Raw genomic sequence first — 16,128 nt, forward strand, 5'->3', positions numbered from 1 at the left:
CCGATTTCGACAGCCCATGTCCGCGACGCTTCCCCCGCCCCGCCTGCTGCCCAGTGGCGACAGCGCCGTCACGGTCGAGTTCAGCCGTACCATCGACGACGACGCCAACCAGCGCGTGCTGGCGCTCGACAAGGCGCTCGCAGCGAGTCCGATCGATGGCATCACCGAGTCCGTGCCGACCTATCGCTCGCTGCTGGTGCATTACGATCCCGGCAAGATCGGCTTCGATGAACTTGGCGAAAAGCTGCTCGCGCTCGCCAGCCGGCCGCTGCCGCCGGCCACCAAGGCCCGCCGATGGCGAATTCCCGTCGCCTATGGCGGCGAGCACGGCATCGACCTCGAGGACGTCGCGAAGGCGCTGAACACCACACCCGACGACATCGTCGCGCGCCACGTCGCCGGCGACTACAAGGTTGCCATGATCGGCTTCACGCCGGGCTGGTCCTATCTCAGCGGCCTCGACAAATCCCTGCAGATGTCGCGGCGGCAGAATCCACGGCTGCTGACGCCTGCCGGCACGATCTCGATCGGCGGCATCCAGGCCGGAATCCAGTGCCTGGCGGCCCCGAGCGGCTGGCACCTGCTCGGCCGCACGCCGGTGCGGACCTATCAGCTCCACCGCAATCCGACCTTCCTCACTGAACCCGGCGATCGCGTGACGTTTTTCGCGATCGACCACAAGACATTCGAGGAACAGGACCGCGCTGCCGAGGCCGGCGAGATCATTGCCGAGCAGGTGGTGGCATGAGCCGGCTCGTGATCGCCAGCATCGGGCCCGCAAGCTCGGTCCAGGACGGCGGACGCCATGGCGCGCAACGCTATGGCCTGACGGTCAGCGGAGCGATGGACCGCCTGTCGCTCGCGGCGGCGAACACGCTTGTCGGCAACGAACCGTTCGCAGCCGCTGTCGAGGTCGGCCCGTTCGGCGCCGCGTTCACCGCGCGCGACGGTGCCGTGCGCGTCGCGATCTCAGGCGCGCCGCGCAATGCGGACATCGCCGGCAGTCCGGTCGCCACGGACACATCGGTGACGCTGAAGGACGGCGAGACGCTGACGCTGGGTTTTGCTCGCGGCGGTGCGTTCACCTATCTGGCGATCGAAGGCGGGATCAAGGGCGAGCCGGTGTTCGGCAGTCTCGCAGTCAACGCCCGTGCCGGTCTCGGCAGCCCCTACCCGCGCCCGCTGCAGGCCGACGACGAATTCAGCGTCGATGCCGCAAGCGGTGCACCGGAACAGCGCATCGAACTGCCGAAGCCGTCGAGCGGTCCGATCCGCGTCCTGCTGGGTCCGCAGGACGACGAGTTCGACGACGCCAACAAGGCGCTGTTCCTCGACAGCGAGTGGAAGATCTCGGCGACCTCCGATCGCATGGGCTACCGGCTCGAGGGCCCCGCGATCAAACATTTGCACGGCCACAACATCGTCTCCGACGGCACGGTTAACGGCAGCATCCAGGTGCCCGGCAACGGCGCGCCGATCGCGCTGATGATGGATCGCGGCACCTCCGGCGGCTACCCGAAGATCGCGACCGTGATCACGGCCGATGTCGGCCGTCTCGCGCAGACCTCGGCGGGAACGGCGTTCCGCTTCAAGGCGGTCAGCATGGCCGAGGCCCAGGACGAGGCGAAGAAATTTGCGCAGCTGATCCGCAACCTGCCCGATCGCCTGCGCTCTGCCGACACCGTGGCGCTCAACATCGAAGCGCTCAGCGATGCCAACGTCGCGGGCTATGCTGTCAGTGCCGTCGACGCCGGGACCTGGCAGGTCGCGGCCGAGCCGTAAACGACAAGACGACCAGAGACGGAGAGCAACCCATGAAGACGATCGATCTCAATTGCGATCTCGGCGAAGGTTTTGGCGCTTGGGAGATGGGCAATGATGCCGCCATGATCGAGCTGGCGAGCTCGGTCAACGTCGCCTGCGGCTTCCACGCGGGCGACCCCGACATCATGCGCCGAACGGTCGAGCTGGCGAAGGCGCGCGGCGTCTCGGTCGGCGCGCACCCTGGCTATCGCGACCTGCACGGCTTTGGCCGCCATCCGATCGCGGGTCTGAAGGCCTCCGAGATCGAGAACCTCGTCGCCTACCAGATCGGCGCGCTGCAGGCGATCGCGACCGCGGCCGGCCACAAGGTAACGCATGTGAAGGCGCATGGCGCGCTCTCCAACGTCGCCTGCGAGGACGACATGACGGCGAAGGCGATCGCCGCCGGCATCAAGGCGGTCGACCCGAGCCTGATTTTCGTCGTGCTCGCCAATTCCAAGCTGGTGAAGGCCGGCGAAGCCGCCAATCTGCCGATGGTGCACGAGGTGTTCGCCGACCGCGCCTATGAGGACGACGGCAATCTCGTCTCGCGCAAGAAGCCCGGTGCAGTGCTGCATGACGCCAAGGCCATCGCCGACCGCGTGGTGCGCATGGTGCAGGACGGCGCGGTGGTCTCGGTCACCGGCAAGGTCATCAAGATGCGCACCGACACGGTCTGCATCCACGGCGATACGCCGGGCGCCGTCGACATCGCGCGCGGTCTGCGGCAGGCTTTGAAGGATGCAGGGATCGAGGTCGCGCCGTTCAAGCGCGGAGCGTGATCAGAACGGGTGTACCGACAGCGTGCCGAACACGATCGCGGCGATGACGGCGAAGGCGCTGTACATTGCGGCATGATGCACGCTCGCACCGGTCCGCCGCGAGAGCGAGCGCGCGTAGAAGTGCAGCCTGGCTTCCGCCGATAGTTCGCGCATGGTCGATCTCCAACGCCCCATTCGGACGATTATGAAGGATCAACCGGGGTGGCGGGCAAGAGACCGGCGGAAATAGCGATGCGGGTTCTCTGAAAACCCCCCATCGCAGGAGCAAATTCTCCTCGCCCGCCACTTCCGAGAATCTTATTCGCTCAAATCCGAGCCAGTTGGAACCGGCTCGGATGACCGTAGGATGACATCTAGTAGACGTCAGCCTGGAAGCGGCCCGTCTTCTTGAGTTCTGCGACAAAACTGACGGCTTCGTCGGTCGAACGCGCCCCGAATTGGGCGACGATATCGACCAGTGCACGCTCGACGTCCTTGGCCATGCGTTTGGCATCGCCGCAGATGTAGAAATGCGCCCCCTCGGCGAGCCACGTCCACACCTCGCGGCCGACCTCGCGCATGCGGTCCTGCACATAGAACTTCTTCTCGCCGTCGCGCGACCAGGCCAGCGACATACGCGTGAGCAGGCCCGAGGTCTTCATCGCGTTGAGCTCCTCCTGGTAGAAGAAGTCGCAATCGCTGCGCTGATGGCCGAAGAACAGCCAGTTCTTGCCAGGCGCACCGGTCGCCTTGCGGTCGAACAGGAAGGCGCGGAACGGCGCAATGCCGGTGCCGGGGCCGATCATGATGATCGGCGTCTTCGGATCCTGCGGCAGGCCGAAATTGTGCGCCTTCTGCACATAGACCTTGAGCTTCTCGCCCTCAGCGATGCGCTCGCCGAGGAAGGTCGAGGCAACGCCGATGCGCTTGCGTTTGCCGATCACGTAGCGCACGGAATCGACCGTCAGCGACAGCTTTCCAGGCGTCGCATTGTGCGAGGACGAGATCGAATAGAGCCGCGGCTGCAGCGGCTCGAGCGCCTCCACGAAGGCTTCGGGATGCGGCCGCGTGCCCGAGAACTTCTGCAGCGCCGCCATGACGTCGAGCGTTGCGGCATCGCCATCGGGATCCTCGCCCTGTGCCAGCGCCCGCGCCTTCTCGCGCTGCGCGCCGCCGGTGATGAAGGAGAGCAGTTCGAATAGCGTGTCGGGCGCCGGCGACAACGAGACGTCGTCGATCAGCACCTCGCGCAGCGTCTTGCCGTTGACCTTCGTGGTGTGGGAGGCACCGAGCAACGCGATGACCTGGTCGACGAGGCCGAGCTCGTTCCGCGCGAACACGCCAAAACTGTCACCGACGACGTAGTCGAGTTTGCTCTCGGAGAGATCGAACTCGACGTGATAGGTTTCCTTCTCGGACTTTCCCTTGTTGAGAAGACGGCGCGACAGGAAGGTCGCCGCAACGGGGTTGTCCCGCGAGCGGCCGGGCTCGGCGATCGTCACGGTCACGGCGGGGGCCGCCACCGCGTCTTGCTTGTCAGCCGGCTTTGCCGCCGGCGCCTTATCCAGCTCTTCGTGCAACGACTTCAGCATCCGTGCGGTTTCCTTGCCACCGGGGACGCAGAGGTTGAGGCGCGCTTCACTGCGGCTCGCGATCGCCTCCGAATAGTCGTGGCAATTGTAGCCGCACTGCCCGCAATCCTGCTGCGCCATCGCCGCCATCATCTTGCGCCGCACGGGACGGCCTTCGGCGAGCTTCATCCGATCGGCGATCGGCATGGTCTGGTCGTGCCACGGCGCTTCACCGTCGTCACCGTCACCAGCCTGCATGACCGCGGCGCCCTGCTCCGCCGACAGCGGCGTGGCCGCCTCAGGCGACAGCAGCCCGGCAAAGAAGCCGTTCAGCCAGGAGCGTTGCGCGTCGGAGAACGGGGCGCTCGTGGGAATAATGTCGAGTTTGGGTGGAGGGCTGATCTGGTTCATGAGGACACCTCGGCATCGGCAAGCTTGCGCAGCGTCTCGCCGTCGTGGCGGCGCGCAAAGGACAGGAAGGTTTCGTCAGGAGACGAGCGATGGGCGATATAGGCCTTGAGCAGCCCTTCGACCGTCTTCGGCGCGTCCTCGGCCTTGAGGTCGTGATAGACCTCCTGACCGACGTCGGCGTCAGGACCGAACCCGCCGCCGGTGAAGAGATGATAGCCCTCCACCGTGTCCTCCTCGTTGACAGGCACGCGCGCCCCGATCAGACCGATGTCGCTGATGTAGTGCTGGGCACAGGAATGGTGGCAGCCGGTGACGTGGATGTTGACCGGCTTGTCCATCTCGACGCGCGGCTCGCACCATTCGCCGATCTCGGCGGCGTGACGCTTGGTGTTGGAGGCGGCAAAGCGGCAACCGGCATTGCCGGTGCAGGCGATCAGGCCGGCGCGGATGTGCGAGGCCTCGGCCGCGAGCCCGATCTGCTTGATCGCCGCAACGGCAAGCTCGACATTCTCGTCACGCACCCCTGATATCAGCAGGTTCTGCCAGACGGTCAGACGGATCTCGCCGTCACCGAGGTCCAGCGCCACCTTGGCGAGACCCCGCATCTGATCGCAGCTGATCTTGCCGAGCGTCAGCGACACGCCGATCCAGTTCAAGCCGTCCTGCTTCTGCTTGTGCACGCCGATATGCGCCATGCGGTCCGCGGCCGGCCGCGGCGCAAACGCCTCTTCCGTCACGCGCGTGAACGGCGTCTTCAGCCGCTCTTCGACCAGCTTGAGAAAGCCGTCATGGCCCATGGCGTCGAGCACGTATTTCAACCGCGCCTTGTTGCGGTTGGTGCGGTCGCCGTGCTCGATGAAGACGCGCACGATGGCGTCGGCAACGGCGGTAGCGTCTTCAGGCTTGACGACGATGCCGGAATATTTCGCAAAGTCCTTGTGGCCGGTGATGCCGCCGAGGCCGAGGCGGAACCAGATCCCGGGTTCGACGCCGAACCCATCCTTCACCTCATACGCCGTGAAGGCGATGTCGTTGGTCTCCTCGAGCACCGCGATCTTGCCGGCGCCGTCGAAGGCGACGTTGAACTTGCGCGGCAAGCCATACAACGAGCGATCGTTCAGGATGTGGTAGTGCCACTCGCGCGCATAAGGCCGCGTGTCGATCAGCTCCTGCGGATCGATGCCCGCCGTCGGCGTTCCCGTCACGTTGCGGATGTTGTCGGCGCCGGAGCCGCGCGAGCACAGGCCGAGATCCTGTATGCCCTCGATCAGCTTCACGGCGTTCTTCGGCGGGATCTCGCGAAGCTGGAGATTGGCACGCGTCGTGACGTGGCTGTAGGGCCCGCAGGTTTCATCGGCGAGGTCGGCAAGGCCGGACAGTTGCCAGTGCTTCATGATGCCGTTCGGAATGCGCAGACGGCACATGTAGGAGTCCTGCGTCGGCGCGACGTAGAAGATGCCGTAATAGCGCCAGCGGAAATTGTCCGCCGGGCTTGGCGGCGTATTATCGAGCGCCTGCTGGCGGAGACGCGGATAGGCATCGAAGGGATGCTCGTCGCGCTTGACCTTCTCCTGGTCGGCGAGCTTCTTGCCCGCGGCGATCACCTTGTCCTGCGCCTTGATGTGCACGGCATCGGGACCGGTCGGCTCGGCGTTCGCCTTGCCGGCGCCGCCGCCGAGACCGCGACCGACGCGACTGATCTGCAGACCGGTCGTGAAGCCTTCAAGGTAGCGTTTCTGGTCGTCGGTAAAGTCGACTGAGACGGTGTCGAGTTTCATGGTCAGTAACGAAGCTCCTGCGGCCACCTGGGTGGTATCGACGGAAAGTGCACGACCCGCGAGGAGCTCGGCTGGCTCGAGAGCCGGCTGCGCACCCAGCGGTCCGAACAGCTTCGTTGCTGGGGACTGGCGCAGCAGGCATCTGTGACAGGCTGGCCGCACTGCAACATTCAAGTTGCGTGCCAGCTTCGATGAAATGAAAATGTGTGAGGTATCAGGTAATTAAGAGCGCGCCGGGGAACTCTGGGCTCCGGAACTCTTATGAAATTCGAGCAGTCGGCCTAAAATTTAGACTCGGATCTCCAGCGCTCAAAAACGATGCAGACCCGAATCACACCTTCCAGCGGCCCACCTCGAAGGCCTCGAGATGCCCCCGAATATTGGCGGGATCGAAGGCGGGGCCGGCGAATGCGCCGAATGCCGCGGGGGCTTGGGCGGGCGGCCGGCGCCCGAGGGCGCCGTCGTAGAGATCGGGCCTGAACACGGCCATCGCCGTCTTGACGCCGTCGGGCGTCAGCGTCGTCTGCCCCCAGCGCACCATCTGCGCATAGAGCCAGGCGGCCTGGACCGGATCGGGGCGCCCTGCTTCCTCGCGTCCCACCAGGAGGTAGCTGCCGCTCTCGCGAAAGGTGCCGTCCGGCGAAATCTTGAGGCGCCCCGTGAGGGTGCGCTGGATGACTTCGGCATCGACGCCGATCCGCTCCGGCTGCGCCAGGATCTGCGCCGCTTCGGTCCGGTTTTCGGGATGCTCGATGAACTCGGCGGCTTTCACCGCCGCGCGCACCAGGCTGGCTACCACGTCGGGATTCTTGTCGGCCCAGACCTGGCGGAGCGCCAGCACCTTCTCCGCCGCATGGGCCAGGATGTCGGAGACGAAATGCAGGATGTGGCCGATCCCGAGATCGACCGCGATCGAATTCCAGGGCGCACCGACGCAGAACGCATCGACATGCCCATTGGCAAGACTGTCGACCATATAGGGCGGCGGCAGCACGACCAGCCGCACGTCCTCGTCGGGATCGACGCCGGCCGCCGCCATCCAGAACCGCAATTGATAATTGTGGGTCGAGAACGGGAAGGTCATGCCGAAGGTCAACGGATCGGCCCCAGCCTTGCGCCGCTTGGTGACCACGCGCGCCAACGCTTTTGCCGTGGCGAGCGGATCGAAGCGGTCGCCGTCGATCTCCTCCATCAGCGCGGTATGAAGCGCCGGCGAGACCGTGATCGCGTTGCCGTTGATGCCGAGATTGAAGGGCGCCGCGATCGGCACCTTGACGTGGCCGAGCCCGAGCGAGGACGCAATCGCGACGGGAGCGAGCAGATGCGCGGCGTCGAACAAGCCGATATTGAGCTTGTCGCGGACGTTGGACCAGGAGACCTCGCGGACCAGTTCGACCTCGAGCCCTTCAGCCGCGGCAAATCCCTTGTCGACGGCAACGATCAGCGCTGCGGCATCGACCAGCGGAATGAACCCGATGCGGAGGGGAGCGGTCATTTCAGCATCTCCGACGCGGTGATGATCGACTGAGCGATCTCGCCGATTTTCTTCTTCTCGCGCATCGCAGTGGAGCGCAGCAGCACATAGGCCTCGTCCTCGGTGAGGCCTTTCACCTTCATCAGGATGCCCTTGGCCTTCTCGATGACCTTGCGATCCTCGAGCTGCGACTTGGTACGCTCCAGTTCCTCCTGGAGTTTTGCGAAGGCATTGAAGCGCGACACGCAGAGGTCGAGGATCGGCTTGATGCGCTCCTTCCTCAGCCCGTCGACGATATAGGCGGAGACCCCCGCCTCGACCGAGGCCTGGATCGAGGATGAATCGCTCTGGTCGACGAACATCGCGATCGGCCGCTTCACGGCGCGGCTGACCTGGAACATCGCTTCCAGCACGTCGCGGCTGGGGTTTTCCAGATCGATCAGGATGATGTCGGGATCGACCGCATAAATCCGGGCGAGCAGGCTCTGCATCTCGCGGATATGGACGATCTGCGTAAATCCGGCCTCCCGCAACCCTTCTTCGAGGATCGCAGCCCGGATCGGGCTTTCGTCGACGATCACGATTTTGGGCGACTGTTCGGCGCTCATTGCTCACTCACCACCAGTGATTCATCCATAGCATGCCCGCGAGCCATGCAAAGGGTTGTAATTATGGGCAATTGGGACTAGCTCAACCCTGTCAATCAGGCAGATTTGGATATGGATCAGACGGCTGCGCCGAAGGTCAGCTTCGTGTCGCTCGGGTGCCCCAAGGCTTTGGTGGATTCCGAGCGCATCATCACGCGTCTGCGCGCCGAGGGCTACGAGCTCGCCCGCAAGCATGACGGGGCCGACATCGTCATCGTCAACACCTGCGGCTTCCTCGACAGCGCCAAGCAGGAATCGCTCTCGGCGATCGGCGAGGCCATGGCCGAGAACGGCAAGGTGATCGTGACCGGTTGCATGGGGGCGGAACCCGAGCAGATCGAGCAGGCCTATCCCGGCGTGCTCTCCATCACCGGCCCGCAGCAATATGAGAGCGTGCTGGACGCCGTGCATCGCGCGCTGCCGCCCGCCCACAATCCGCATCTCGATCTGGTGCCGCCGCAAGGCATCAAGCTGACGCCGCGGCACTACGCCTATCTGAAAATCTCCGAGGGCTGCAACAACCGCTGCACCTTCTGCATCATCCCGAAGCTGCGCGGCGACCTGGTCTCGCGACCGGCCAACGACGTGCTGCGCGAGGCCGAGCGCCTGGTCGACGCCGGCGTGAAAGAGCTGCTGGTGATCTCGCAGGACACTTCGGCCTATGGCGTCGATCTGAAATACGCCGAGAGCCCGTGGAAGGATCGCCAGGTCCGCGCCAAATTCATCGACCTCGCGCGCGAGCTCGGCGAGCTCGGCGCCTGGGTCCGGCTGCAATATGTCTACCCCTACCCGCATGTCGACGAGGTCATCGCGCTGATGAACGAGGGCAAGGTGCTGCCCTATCTCGACATCCCGTTCCAGCATGCGAGCCCCGAAGTACTGAAGGCCATGAAGCGCCCGGCGGCGCAGGACAAGACGCTGGCGCGCATCAAGCGCTGGCGCGAGCAATGTCCTGATCTCGCTTTGCGCTCGACCTTCATCGTCGGCTTCCCCGGCGAGACCGATGCGGACTTTGCCTATCTCCTCGACTGGCTGGACGAAGCCGAGATCGATCGGCTCGGCTGCTTCAAGTACGAGCCGGTCGCCGGCGCCACGGCGAATGCGATCGAGAACCCCGTGCCGGAAGAGATCAAGCAGGAGCGCTACAATGCACTGATGGCGCGCCAGCAGAAAATCTCTGCGCGCAGGCTGAAGCGCAAGGTCGGCACGCGCCAGCAGATCATCATCGACGAGGTCGGCCCGACCGTCGCAAGGGGCCGCTCCAAGGCTGATGCGCCCGAGATCGACGGCGCCGTCTACCTGTCGAGCCGCCGCCCCTTGCGCGTCGGCGAGATCGTCACCGCCAAGATCGAGCGCGCGGACCAGTACGACCTCCACGGCAGCGTCGCGGGATTCTGAGATTCCGGTCGCGGCACGCCGGCAAGACCGGCGCGCCTTAGGCATTTTCCACCAGCCGGCGTTCAGGCTGGGCGTGCCCGAACTACGAGGTCATGTCGCTTCTCCCGACGCCTGCTGTTCGTCGCGTGCGGCGAACACTTCCTTGGCTGCGAACAGCCCGTTCAGCGCCGCCGGGAAGCCCGCATAGACGGCCATCTGCATCATGATCTCCACGATCTCGTCGCGAGACAGGCCGACGTTCAGACCCGCCTCGAGATGCACTTTGAGCTGAGGCGCGGCATTTCCGAGCGCCGTCAGCGCGGCGATCGTGGCGATCTCTCGATCGCGCAGGCCGAGGTCCGGGCGGCAGTAAATGTCGCCGAACGGAAACTCGATCACGTATCGTGCGAAATCCGGAGCTATGTCGGCGAGTGAGGCGACGACCTTTTCGCCGGCACTGCCGTCAATACGTGACAGGGCCCGCTGACCGCGATCGAAGCGGCTTTCGTCTTGTGTTTGGGCGTGCGTCATTTTCCTTCGTCCTCTGTTCGTCGCTGGCATAGCCGGCGATCTTGGTATCAAGGACGAGCAGGCATTCCTGGAGTTCGGCAATCTGCGTGCGTACCTGTTCCCGGTGGACTTCCAGAATCTGCCGCCGGCTTGTGCCGGTAGCGTCGCCTTCATCCCGAAGCGCCGCGTAACGCAACATGTCCCGGATCGGCATTCCCGTGGTCTTGAGCCGCCCAAGGAATGCGATCCATGTGAGGATCGATGCGTCAAAGTCGCGCTGGCCGGAGCGATCCCGGTCGGCGTATGGAAGCAGCCCGATGCGCTCATAATAGCGCAGCGTGTGCGTCGACAGGCCGGTCCGTTTTGCGAGGTCGCCGATCTTCATGTGTGCCCGTTCTCGTACTGACGCACGTACAGATACCCCTTCGAGCGCGCTCTAAGTCAAGGGGGATCGAAGGTGCAAAGATTTCGGCGCGCCGGCTGGGCGGCAGCGTCGCGGCACTCCGAGCTTCAAGATTCCGCCAGCCATTTCGGCACCCAGCGCTCCGGGCGCGGGGCGCGGGCAAGATCGGCTTGCGCCTCCGACAGCTTCGCGGGCTCGCCCTCGATGGTCGGGCGCACATCATATTCGAAGTTCGGCATGACGCGGCCGTCGGCATAGAGACCGAATTTCATGGCGTACCACAGCCCGAGCTCGGGCTGTGCGCGGCGCATCTCCTCACGCAGATCGCGCAGCAGGGATTCGATCGAGGCGGCTTCCTCGAACGGCTGCGGCCCGCGCGACAGGACGCGCGCCTCGTACTGCTTGCCGACGATCGCGACCTCGAAATGCGTCTTGTCCCAGGCGTTCTTGCCCTTGGGGAGATGCGCGGTCAGGCGCCAGCCGAGCTCGGCCATCAGGCGATGATTGGCCCAATAGTCTTCGCGCTCCCGGCTCCATCTTTCCATGAAGCCGCGAAAGTCGGGCAGCTCCGAGGGATGGTTATCGGCCGCCGCCGTCTCCCCGGTCGGCCGTCCTGTCAGCCACTGCGCGAGTTCGACCGTCTGGCATTCGACCTCGTCATGTGGCTTCAGATCGCTCCAAGCGTTGTCGAATTGCTGTGATGTCAGTTTTGCCAGCAGACCATCGAGGCTCGGCGCCAGCAGCTCGTGATCGCCCTCGGACCCAAGCCCCACGATCGGCGGATTGTCGCGGTCGAGACCCGCGCCATACCAGCCGCCAACAGCCGAGCCATCCGACAGCCGCATGAACAGCGAAAACCGGTCGCGCAAGGGACTGCCGTCAACAATAGGCGCCTGATCGGAAAACTGGCCCTGCAGCGAGAAGCAGCCGACGCTGCCCCAGGGCCGTCCCTTCAGCCAGCCGGCAAAGTCCAGCAACAGCGGCGGCGCCTCGATGCCCGGCGGAAACGCGCCGCGAATGCTGTCGAGGTCGATCGAATAAGGCGTGTCGGACAAGGCTTAAAACTATCTGGTTGGTCCCGCCCCTCTTGGTCCGAACCGTCATCCGTTCGGTTCGAGCCAATTCGCGTTCGCTGATCACAAACGCGCTAGAGACGTAATGGTTTCCAGCCGCCCATCTCTCTCCTGCCCCATGCACGCTGGGCGTGTGGTCTGCAAGGCGGCGCTTGACAAGCCCGGCCATTCGCATGTATTGCCGCGCCCCATGATCAACGCTCGGACCCATCAGCGCACCGAAATGCTCCGCCGTCGCTTCCGCGACGATGAGAGGGTGCGCCATGTCCGACGACGCCGCTGAAGCACTGAATTCAGCGTAGGTTTTCGAGAAGGCCGCACCCGCAAGGTGCGGCCTTCTTGCTTTTCGCGCCCCCTTTTCCACCCGCCTCCAGAGGAGTTCGACATGACCACCGCCACCCCATCCGTATGACGCGTTGATGGACATCACCGCTCGGCCCAAGGCCGTGTTCGTTCGCGGCGCCGGCTCCTACCTCTGGGACGACAGCCGCAAGCGCTATCTCGATTTCGTACAGGGCTGGGCGGTCAACTGCCTCGGCCACTCCCCGCCCGCGATCGCCAACGCGCTTGCCGTGCAGGCCAAGCGGCTGCTGACGCCAAGCCCCGCCTTCTACAACGAGCCAAGCCTGAAGCTCGCGCAGGCGCTGGTTGCAGACAGCGCGTTCGACCAGGTGTTCTTTGCCAATTCCGGCGCGGAAGCCAACGAGGGCGCGATCAAGCTCGCGCGCAAATATGGCAGCCTGCATCGAGGTGGCGCGTACGAGATCATCAGCTTCGAAGGCGGCTTTCACGGCCGCACCTTGGCGACGATGTCGGCCTCGGGCAAGAAGGCCTTTGAGCCGCTGTTCGAGCCAAAGGTCGCCGGCTTCAAGAAGGCGAAGCTCAACGACATCGCCTCGGTCGAAAAGCTGATCAACGACAACACCGTCGCTGTGATGCTCGAGCCGATCCAGGGGGAATCAGGCGTATGGCCGGCGACCGACCAGTTCTTGCAGGAGTTGCGCGCCCTCACCGACGCGCACGGCCTCCTCCTGATCTTCGACGAGATCCAGACCGGGATGGGCCGGAGCGGCAAGCTCTTCCACTACGAGCACACCGGCATCGCGCCCGACATCATGACGCTCGGCAAGGGCATCGGCGGCGGCGTGCCGCTCGCGGCGCTGCTCGCGACCGAACGCGCGGCCTGCTTCGAGCACGGCGACCAGGGCGGCACGTTCAACGGCAACCCGATCATGTGCGCGGCGGGGCTTGCGGTGCTCGACGAGGTCAGCAAGCCGGAGTTCCTGAAGACGGCGACCGAAACCGGGCTGCTGCTCGAAAGCGAGCTGCAGAAGGTCTCGGCGCGGCATGGGCTCGGGGAAGTGCGAGGTCGCGGGCTCCTGCTCGCGCTCGACCTCAAGCTGCCGATCGCGCCCGGCATCGTCGCGCAGGCGTTCGAGGCCGGCGTCCTCCTCAACGCGCCGCAGGTGGACACGTTGCGCTTCATGCCGGCGCTGAACGTCACGCGGGCCGAGATCGCCGAGATGATCGATTGTCTCGACGGGATCTTGACCAGAGCCGGCGCGGCACGGCGGGTGGCGTAGACGGCCCGCTCTCTTCTCCGTCATGGCCGGGCTTGTCCCGGCCATCCACGCCTTGAGGCGCGGCACGAAGAGCGTGGATGCCCGGCACAAGCCCGGGCATGACGACTTCGGCAAGACGTTCTCTACGGCTTCAAGATCGACGCGCCCGTGGTCTTGCGACTCTCGAGATCGATATGCGCCTTGGCGGCGTCTTTGAGCGCGTAGGCATGGTTGATCGGCACGTGCAGCTTGCCGTTAATGACGGCGGCGAACAGCGTGTCAGCGCCTTCCAGCAACTCCTTGCGCGTTCCGATATAGTCGTTGAGCTTGGGCCGGGTCGCAAACAGCGAGCCGTGGGTGTTGAGCTCGGCGATCGAGAACGGCGGCACCGGGCCTGAGGCATTGCCGAAGGAGACGAACATCCCGCGCGGCTTCAGGCAGGACAGCGAGCCCGGGAACGTCGCCTTGCCGACACCGTCATAAACCACGTCGCAGCCCTCGTTGCGGCTGATCTGTTTGACGCGCGCAACGAAGTCTTCCTCGTTGTAGAGGATCACATGGTCGCAGCCATTGGCCTCGGCAAGCGCAGCCTTCTCGCGCGAGCCGACGGTGCCGATGACGTGGGCACCCATTGCCCTCGCCCATTGGCAGGCAAGCAGGCCGATGCCGCCGGCCGCGGCATGGATCAGCACGCGATGATGCGGCTCGACCTTGAAGGTCTTGTGCAGGAGATACCACACCGTCAGCCCCTTCAGCATCAGCACGGCGCCCTGCTCGTGGGTGATGTGGTCGGGCAGCTTGACCAGCCGCTCCCAGGGGATGTTGCGCTCCCCGGTATAGGCGCCGAGATTGTGGTAGTAGGCGACGCGGTCGCCGGGATGGAAATTCGTCACGCCCGGCCCGACCGCGACGACCTCGCCCGAGGCCTCGTTGCCGGCGATGAAGGGCAGCCCCGGCGCCTTGTAGAGGCCGGTGCGGTAATAGACGTCGATGAAGTTCAGGCCGACGGCATGCTGGACGATGCGCACCTCGCCGGGCCCGGGCGCCGGAACATCGACGCTCTCATATACCAGGGCTTCGGGGCCTCCGACCTTGTGCACACGGACGGCTTTGGTCATCACCTGACCTCCTTTTCTCGCGGGCCAGCGAAAGACATCGCGCCCGCCTTGTCAACTCGACGCGGGCTGGAACGCCTAGACCGACGGCTTGCCGGTCTTCCTGCGGTTGCGTTTCGCTAACACGTTGAAAAACTCGACCGCTGCCGAGAACGCAATCGCGAAATAGATGTAGCCGCGCGGGATGTGGAATTGGAATCCGTCCGCAACCAGCGCGACGCCGATCAGCACCAGGAAGGCCAGAGCCAGCATTTTCGTGGTCGGATGCTCCGCGACGAACCGCGACACCGGTCCGGCCGAAATGTACATGATGAGACAGGCGATCACGACGGCCGCGATCATGATTTCGAGGTCCTGCGCCATGCCGATCGCCGTGATGATCGAGTCCAGCGAGAACACGATGTCGATGATCACGATCTGGACGATGACCCAGAAGAAAGCGTTACGAGGTGACTTCTCGCCGCCCTCGCCGTCATCGGCTTCGACCTCGCCATGAATCTCGTGCGTCGCCTTCGCAATCAGGAACAGACCGCCGCCGATCAGGATGAGGTCGCGCCAGGAGAAGCCGTAACCGGAAAACGAAAACACCGGCGCGGTCAGGCCGATCAGCCAGACCAGGAGGCTGAGCAGGATGATGCGGAAGATCAGCGCCAGCGCGAGCCCGATCTGGCGGGCGCGGTGCGCCTGCTTCTCGGGAATGCGCGAGACGATCACCGACAGGAAGATGACGTTGTCGATGCCGAGCACGATCTCGAGCGCGGTCAAGGTGAGGAGCGCGGCCCAGGCTTCGGGGCTGGTCAACAGGTGCATCATGCGAAGGATCTTGTCAGCCGGATCAATGCGTCGCTGAAGCTGATCCAGAGCGCGATCGCGCAGAGCGCGACAGTCACACCGGTGCCGACGCGAAAGTCCATCTGCAGCGTGTAGAAGGAGAGCAGAGCCCAGATGGCGATCAGCGACATCGTCAGCCAGCGCAGCCGCACGACGCGCACCGGATGCAGCACGTGGAACGGCACGAAGGTCAGCACCACCAGGGCCGCTACTAGCAGCGTCGAGAGCAGCGGCGGCCAGTGCAGCAGAAACAGATAGAACGCCGCCGCATTCCACAGCGCCGGAAAACCGCGGAAATGATTGTCGTCCGCTTTCATGCGCAGATCGGCGAAATATAATGCGCTGGTGACGATGATGGCGACGCCGAGCAGGGGAGCTGCGACCGGCAGCAGCAAGCCGCTGGCCACGATCGCATAGGCCGGCACGAAGACGTAAGTGACGAAATCGACCACGAGGTCGAGCACGTCGCCCGACCAGTTCGGCTGCACGTCCTTGACGTTGAGCCGGCGCGCGATCGGCCCATCGATCGCGTCGATGATGAGGGCGACGCCCAGCCATTGAAACATCGCCGCCCAGTGCTCACGCACGGCCTCAAGCATCGCCAGCAGCGCGATCGCCGCACCGAACGCGGTGAAGATGTGCACCGAGAAGGCAGCGGCGCGGATCGCGGGCCTGGGCTTCAGGGAATCCTCTTGGCTGTCCATGACTTCTGCTATCAGAATGACACCGGTTTGCACATAAGCCATTGCGGCGCCTGGTCGCACAATTCGTCATAAAATCAGGGAAATATGAGTGGGCTTGAATTTGCCGCG

Annotated in this window: 16 protein-coding genes; 5 read left to right on the top strand and 11 right to left on the bottom strand. The window is 64.6% G+C overall.

The window, feature by feature from the left end; all coding sequences use genetic code 11:
* The first annotated feature begins 16 nt into the window (after positions 1-16).
* Genes pxpB through IVB42_RS02950 form a run of 3 tightly spaced genes read left to right on the top strand, consistent with a single transcriptional unit; the run spans position 17 to position 2,585 of the window.
* Positions 17-748 carry a 5-oxoprolinase subunit PxpB gene (gene pxpB / locus IVB42_RS02940; RefSeq protein ID WP_247395501.1) on the top strand — a complete coding sequence of 244 codons (732 nt, stop codon included), beginning with the start codon at positions 17-19 and terminating at the stop codon, positions 746-748.
* Positions 745-1,782: a biotin-dependent carboxyltransferase family protein gene (locus IVB42_RS02945; protein ID WP_018457912.1), complete on the top strand. Its 1,038-nt coding sequence runs from the start codon at positions 745-747 to the stop codon at positions 1,780-1,782. Before pxpB ends, IVB42_RS02945 begins: the two co-directional genes overlap by 4 nt.
* A 32-nt stretch (positions 1,783-1,814) precedes the next feature.
* On the top strand, positions 1,815-2,585 hold the full coding sequence (locus IVB42_RS02950) for a 5-oxoprolinase subunit PxpA (RefSeq protein ID WP_018457913.1): 771 nt from the start codon (positions 1,815-1,817) through the stop codon (positions 2,583-2,585).
* Here the strand turns inward: IVB42_RS02950 and IVB42_RS02955 are convergent, their stop codons facing one another.
* From IVB42_RS02955 to IVB42_RS02975, 5 genes are all read right to left on the bottom strand, one after another.
* A complete protein-coding gene (locus IVB42_RS02955; protein ID WP_007590908.1) occupies positions 2,586-2,738 on the bottom strand; it encodes a hypothetical protein in 153 nt (50 codons plus the stop codon). It abuts the gene before it with no gap.
* Between the two features lie 200 nt (positions 2,739-2,938).
* Entirely contained in the window at positions 2,939-4,546 is a 1,608-nt protein-coding gene (locus tag IVB42_RS02960) for a sulfite reductase subunit alpha (protein ID WP_018457914.1), read from the bottom strand.
* Complete coding sequence (locus IVB42_RS02965) at positions 4,543-6,324, bottom strand: NirA family protein (RefSeq protein WP_018457915.1); 1,782 nt, start codon at positions 6,322-6,324, stop codon at positions 4,543-4,545. The genes IVB42_RS02960 and IVB42_RS02965 overlap by 4 nt, the downstream gene beginning before the upstream one ends.
* A gap of 331 nt (positions 6,325-6,655) precedes the next feature.
* A complete protein-coding gene (locus IVB42_RS02970) occupies positions 6,656-7,819 on the bottom strand; it encodes a CmpA/NrtA family ABC transporter substrate-binding protein (RefSeq protein WP_018457916.1) in 1,164 nt (387 codons plus the stop codon).
* Positions 7,816-8,406, bottom strand: a complete 591-nt coding sequence (locus IVB42_RS02975; RefSeq protein ID WP_007590901.1) for an ANTAR domain-containing protein — start codon at positions 8,404-8,406, stop codon at positions 7,816-7,818. The genes IVB42_RS02970 and IVB42_RS02975 overlap by 4 nt, the downstream gene beginning before the upstream one ends.
* A gap of 111 nt (positions 8,407-8,517) precedes the next feature.
* Here IVB42_RS02975 and rimO point away from each other — a divergent pair, with 111 nt between their 5' ends.
* A complete protein-coding gene (rimO, locus tag IVB42_RS02980; RefSeq protein WP_018457917.1) occupies positions 8,518-9,843 on the top strand; it encodes a 30S ribosomal protein S12 methylthiotransferase RimO in 1,326 nt (441 codons plus the stop codon).
* 90 nt (positions 9,844-9,933) lie between these two features.
* Here the strand turns inward: rimO and IVB42_RS02985 are convergent, their stop codons facing one another.
* The 3 genes from IVB42_RS02985 to IVB42_RS02995 all read right to left on the bottom strand — a co-directional run bounded on the left by IVB42_RS02985 (position 9,934) and on the right by IVB42_RS02995 (position 11,790).
* Positions 9,934-10,353, bottom strand: a complete 420-nt coding sequence (locus tag IVB42_RS02985; protein WP_026233462.1) for a carboxymuconolactone decarboxylase family protein — start codon at positions 10,351-10,353, stop codon at positions 9,934-9,936.
* Complete coding sequence (locus IVB42_RS02990; RefSeq protein WP_018457919.1) at positions 10,286-10,717, bottom strand: MerR family transcriptional regulator; 432 nt, start codon at positions 10,715-10,717, stop codon at positions 10,286-10,288. The genes IVB42_RS02985 and IVB42_RS02990 overlap by 68 nt, the downstream gene beginning before the upstream one ends.
* Before the next feature lie 125 nt (positions 10,718-10,842).
* Positions 10,843-11,790 (bottom strand): hypothetical protein, encoded by a 948-nt coding sequence (locus IVB42_RS02995; protein ID WP_018457920.1) that lies wholly within the window; start codon positions 11,788-11,790, stop codon positions 10,843-10,845.
* Between the two features lie 437 nt (positions 11,791-12,227).
* Between IVB42_RS02995 and IVB42_RS03000 the strand changes: the two genes are divergently transcribed.
* Positions 12,228-13,391: an acetylornithine transaminase gene (locus tag IVB42_RS03000; protein ID WP_247395475.1), complete on the top strand. Its 1,164-nt coding sequence runs from the start codon at positions 12,228-12,230 to the stop codon at positions 13,389-13,391.
* Positions 13,392-13,513: 122 nt separating this feature from the next.
* Here the strand turns inward: IVB42_RS03000 and IVB42_RS03005 are convergent, their stop codons facing one another.
* The 3 genes from IVB42_RS03005 to pcsA form a co-directional block, all read right to left on the bottom strand.
* Entirely contained in the window at positions 13,514-14,488 is a 975-nt protein-coding gene (locus tag IVB42_RS03005; protein WP_018457922.1) for a quinone oxidoreductase, read from the bottom strand.
* A 75-nt stretch (positions 14,489-14,563) separates the two neighbouring features.
* The gene (locus IVB42_RS03010; protein WP_018457923.1) at positions 14,564-15,298 is read right to left on the bottom strand and encodes a TerC family protein; all 735 of its coding nucleotides are present in this window, start codon (positions 15,296-15,298) and stop codon (positions 14,564-14,566) included.
* Complete coding sequence (gene pcsA, locus IVB42_RS03015) at positions 15,295-16,062, bottom strand: phosphatidylcholine synthase (RefSeq protein WP_085353096.1); 768 nt, start codon at positions 16,060-16,062, stop codon at positions 15,295-15,297. Before pcsA ends, IVB42_RS03010 begins: the two co-directional genes overlap by 4 nt.
* Positions 16,063-16,128 lie beyond the last annotated feature (66 nt).

It is taken from the genome of Bradyrhizobium sp. 45, assembly GCF_023073155.1.
GTDB classification, from domain to species: domain Bacteria; phylum Pseudomonadota; class Alphaproteobacteria; order Rhizobiales; family Xanthobacteraceae; genus Bradyrhizobium; species Bradyrhizobium canariense_D.